The sequence below is a fragment of the Vibrio sagamiensis NBRC 104589 genome, assembly GCF_007990935.1.
Classification (GTDB): domain Bacteria; phylum Pseudomonadota; class Gammaproteobacteria; order Enterobacterales; family Vibrionaceae; genus Vibrio; species Vibrio sagamiensis.
This window is the reverse complement of the sequence record NZ_BJXJ01000084.1, coordinates 1-4,414: the sequence shown is the minus strand read 5'-3', so window position 1 is coordinate 4,414 and position 4,414 is coordinate 1. Positions and strand designations below refer to the sequence as shown.

Genomic DNA, 4,414 nt, shown 5'->3' with positions numbered 1-4,414 from the left:
GGTTGTGAACCGCTTACGCACACGCTTACCGGCGCGGCCGTTTGGGTAACATTCGCAAAGCCAAGGCTTCTTAGAACCGTCTTTTAAGTTTCTGATAGACATAGAATGTTTAAATTTAACTGTATAAAAAAACAGTATAAATCGTGGTGAGACGTGGTGCAATGTTTTATATTGCACAACAAGTACAAGCTCGATGTATGTCTCAACACATTGAAATTTAATTAGATTTTACTATGTTTCAATCCATTCATGTCTGCGTAGGTTACAGAGTTGTCAAGATGAACAGTGTTCGTTCCTTAGGCCTACATAAAAATACGGGAGAAATTTCAGCATTATTGAACAGTTTGAGTACATATCAATTAGACTTTCACAAGCAATATAACCATTATGCACTTGATTTATATCACTGAAATATAAAATATTTTTGTTTAAGCAAGTTGATTGTAATTGCATAATGTGCGCATTAAATCAGGCAACAAGCCTTATAAGAAGCGTTATATGCTTTCGGAGCAATGAATAATGAGAAATATAAATGACAGAAAAAATAAGTGAAAGTACAGTTCAGGTTCAACATATACAAGGAGACGTCAGTTCACCAACTAATGGTAAGGTCAACCGATCGTTAGCTTCGCGTCCCATGATTCTCATTGGTACGATGCTGATATTAGTATCTACGTTTTCACTTTTTGGTTTAGGCGCAATTCGTGACACTTCTCAATTTCATCAACTAATGGGTATTGGACTAACAGCTTTAGGTGTCGCATTAGTTGTTTTTGACGAGTTGTTTGTAAAAAATTCAACATCGTCTCTACTTGCCAATCGAATGATGCAACGAAAGCTAGCTCAACTTGAGACTGAAATTGCTAAAGAAAAAAGCAGAACAAATGAAGAAAGTATTTCAGCAGAAGATTACAAAAACGTATTAAATGAAGTTAAATCAGATGTAAGCAAGAAACTGACATCAGATTTAATTAGCAGTTTTAAAGCTGAAGTTAATTCGTATGATGCTTTCGAGCAGACACAGAAGGCAAGTTATCAGTTTAGAGCGCGTGTAGAGAGTGAAATTCGAACGTTATCTAGCCGAGCAAATGTTAATTTGTTCATTGGTAGTGTGACGACAGTTTTAGGAATTAGCGTACTCGCATACATGTTAGTCGTTGGTGGCTTTGTATATGATGTAGAGCATTCCATGACTGGCAATATATTAACGGATTACATTTTATACTACATACCAAGGCTTTCAGTTGTTCTGTTTATTGAAGTATTTTCATATTTTTTTCTTCGTTTGTATCGTGCAAACCTAAACGATATGAAATACTTCCAGAACGAACTTACTAATATAGAGAGTAAGTTGACCGCCATAAATATAGCAGTTCTTGGTGACGATAATGCGTTAAAAGCAAAAGTGGTTGAAAGCCTGTTAGCGACAGAACGCAATTTTGTGCTTAAAAAAGGTGAAACAACCATTGATTTAGAAGTAAGTAAAATGGAAGTTCAAAAGTCAGTTGAAACCACAAGAATACTTCAGGCTGCACTCAAAGAAACACGTACGCTTTTGAGACCAAGGAGGTAACGCATAAAACAAACTGTTTAAGAGTGATTCGCAACGCGAGGCATTTTTACCATACGTTGGTTTTAGTGTTTAAGCAATTCCATCGTTGCACAGACTACAGTAGAAATATACAACAGTATTAATAAGGAGCTGTAATTATGACCCCTCTAAAAAGTTGTGAACTCGAGTTATCCCGCTACTTCAACAAGTATTTCAAGTACTGTGCTTCATCGGATGCCGACGATCTTAAAGAGTTACTGTCGGTGATGTGTAGTGCATGCGAGAAGCTAGCAAAAGTAAAATCGGTCAATTTTGGCAAGAACAAACGTTATCGAGCTCTAAAGGCGCTGAGAAATTTCGCTACTCATGAATCAGAGTTACTTAATTCTTCTAAGGCTATTTCTGTTGCATCTGTAAAGGTGGTTCATGCTGAAGTTCAACTAATTAGTTTGTTGCCTGTGGAAGTGGTCGACTATGCGATACGTAATTTAAAGTCGAAGCAGACCATAAAATATCTGAAAGAAGCGACCATCAACTATGGGAAATATGCAGATATATACCCTGCCTTATTCAACTTTACAGTAGACCTCTACTTTGAAGTGGTAAATCATAAGCTTAATATCGATGGTTCGGGATTTAAAGAACTCGAAAAATCAATAAACCATGAAAAGTTACATGGCTTTCCTCATTATATAGGCGGGAAAATCATCATGCTCGATGGTTCTGATGTAAACACTTTTATTGAAGCTCAAGCTGTAAGTATTGAGAAAAAAAAACGCGAAGTTGCTGAGGCTCCTGTAGGTGAGGATGGACTAAAAAGTTATGTCATAGCTTATGAAAAAATGCCGTTTGATGAAGCGAGTGTGATGAAGAAAGAGGATAAAGACTATGTCTTAAATCTTCTAATAGACAGTGGTGTGGTTACACTAAATGGCAACAAGGTGAGCACTACACGTCCACTTAATCCAATTGAAGCTGTTATCATCCACGAATACCTAAATGAAAGTTCTACGAAATTAAACACTTAACAAACTGTTTAAGAGTGATTCGCAATGCGTGGCATTTTTACTGTGCGTTGGTTTTAGTGGTTAATTTGTTATGCGGGAGCTTCGGTATTGCGTGCCTCACACCTTAAAAAGGCGTTAGAACTCAGGTAAATAGAAGTGAAAAAAAGAAAACATATATCCGGTAAAATTAGACAGAGCTTACTTAAAAAGTACAATAACCAGTGTTGTATGTGCAAAGTATCTGGTGAAAATGTGCCTTTAAATATTTCTACAATCTTACCCTTGCACAATGGAGGGGAGATTAGTGAAGATAATTTAATAGTACTTTGTTCTAATTGTCATCAACTTTCAGGTCGAGCATATCTAAAGGAAAGTGAGCTCATAGACTCCCTAACGGAAATACTAAAGTCTTCCAACGAGTATACTAGCGTAGAAAAAGGTACACGTTTCGGAGACAGTAAAAGGTATGAAGCCGATATTATTGCTCGAAAAGTATCTAAAACAGTCCTAATAGAGTGTAAATCATATAGGTCGATCTCTAAAAATCTTGCTGTTAACGCTATTAATCAATTGAAGGCTATGGGGGAAGAGCTCCCTAAGGCAGAGTTAGTTCTCGCTGTATACGGTAGATTAACGGATGAAATTCGTAAGCAAATAGAATCTGAAGGAATCACTGTATGGGATTTAGACTATTTAGCTAAGACATACAGTAAGCAAATAAGTCTACTCACCAATCCTATGATGAGAATGCTTATTAGTGCTAGCAATACCCCAACTCAGATATCGAAAAGTAAAGAGCTTTTAGATAAGTTGAAAAAGTGTAATCCAGGGCGCAAGGATTGCTACATCTATCAAAACCTAGTCGGTGAAATTATTGAAGAGGTGTTTTGTCCTCCCTTACAAAAACCACTAGGTGAAAGTAGTGACCATTCTAAGTCAAACAGAAGAGACTTTATAATACCTAATTACGCCAACGAGGGTTTTTGGGCATTTCTTAGAGGCAAGTACGATGCGGACTATATTGTCGTTGATGCGAAAAACTATACGCGAAAGGTTAAAAAAAATGACGTCTTGCAAGTAGCAAACTACCTTAAACTTCATGGCGCTGGAATGTTCGGTTTGATATTTAGCAGAAATGGCGGAGATAGTAGAGGGTGTGAACAGACTTTAAGGGAGCAATGGATGGTTCACAACAAAATGATAGTTATTTTGGATGACGAAGATGTAGAGAATATTCTTGTGTCATCGACTGTTAGTGGGGCGACTGATGTTATTGGTAGAAAAATCGAAGAATTTAGGCTGTCTATGTAATGCATTCTAACAAACTGTTTAAGAGTGATTTGCAACGCACGGCATTTTCACTACGCTTTGTGCTCTGTGCTTAAAGTTGTATGCGGTGGCTTCGGTATTGCGTTGCTCACCCCCTAAAAGGGCGTTGTGTACTAAAAAAAGGTGATAACGTCCTTTCCCCGATAGTACCGGGGGATAGTAACCTAGTTAGAGGTTAGTGATGCTGCCAACTAGGTTGGCTACTAGTTAGCTCAAAAAATGAGTTCAGCCGTTAGCACTTCTCCATTATTAACGCGACTCGCCCCACAACTTTCACTTCATCTTCATCAACAGTTAATGTTGAGCCATTAAAGCTAATCGCCAGTTTTTTACCTGGTAAGCGTTGGATCTCGTTTAGAGAGAGTAGGCCATCCATATCGACCAGGTATGTGCCGCTTACTGCTTGATGAACTTCTTTATCAACAATGAAGGTTGTTCCATCATGCTCGATGCCCATGACATTCAGAACCTTGAGTTTGTCTAAATAACTCTTATCAAAGGCGAGAGTTTCGTTACCGACGAGTTT

At 37.8% G+C, this 4,414-nt stretch carries 4 protein-coding genes and 1 pseudogene; 3 read left to right on the top strand and 2 right to left on the bottom strand.

Going from position 1 to position 4,414, the window contains the following annotated elements:
• Positions 1-102 (bottom strand): annotated as a pseudogene (locus VSA01S_RS20635) (site-specific integrase); the annotation flags it as partial.
• Between the two features lie 430 nt (positions 103-532).
• On the opposite strand from VSA01S_RS20635, the gene VSA01S_RS19275 reads away from it, so the two are divergent.
• The 3 genes from VSA01S_RS19275 to VSA01S_RS19260 all read left to right on the top strand — a co-directional run bounded on the left by VSA01S_RS19275 (position 533) and on the right by VSA01S_RS19260 (position 3,870).
• Entirely contained in the window at positions 533-1,573 is a 1,041-nt protein-coding gene (locus tag VSA01S_RS19275; protein ID WP_050567415.1) for a hypothetical protein, read from the top strand.
• Positions 1,574-1,710: 137 nt separating this feature from the next.
• Positions 1,711-2,580, top strand: a complete 870-nt coding sequence (locus VSA01S_RS19270) for a hypothetical protein (RefSeq protein ID WP_039982572.1) — start codon at positions 1,711-1,713, stop codon at positions 2,578-2,580.
• A gap of 135 nt (positions 2,581-2,715) precedes the next feature.
• Positions 2,716-3,870: a restriction endonuclease gene (locus VSA01S_RS19260; protein ID WP_039982573.1), complete on the top strand. Its 1,155-nt coding sequence runs from the start codon at positions 2,716-2,718 to the stop codon at positions 3,868-3,870.
• 250 nt (positions 3,871-4,120) lie between these two features.
• On the opposite strand, the gene VSA01S_RS19250 is transcribed toward VSA01S_RS19260, so the two are convergent.
• On the bottom strand, positions 4,121-4,414 hold a 294-nt coding region (locus VSA01S_RS19250; RefSeq protein WP_503827253.1), incomplete at its 5' end, for a S24/S26 family peptidase.

Excerpts from the sequence above, each read along its gene's own strand:
- VSA01S_RS19275 (WP_050567415.1), top strand. The coding sequence starts at position 533 with ATGACAGAAAAAATAAGTGAAAGTACAGTTCAGGTTCAACATATACAA.
- VSA01S_RS19270 (WP_039982572.1), top strand. The coding sequence starts at position 1,711 with ATGACCCCTCTAAAAAGTTGTGAACTCGAGTTATCCCGCTACTTCAAC.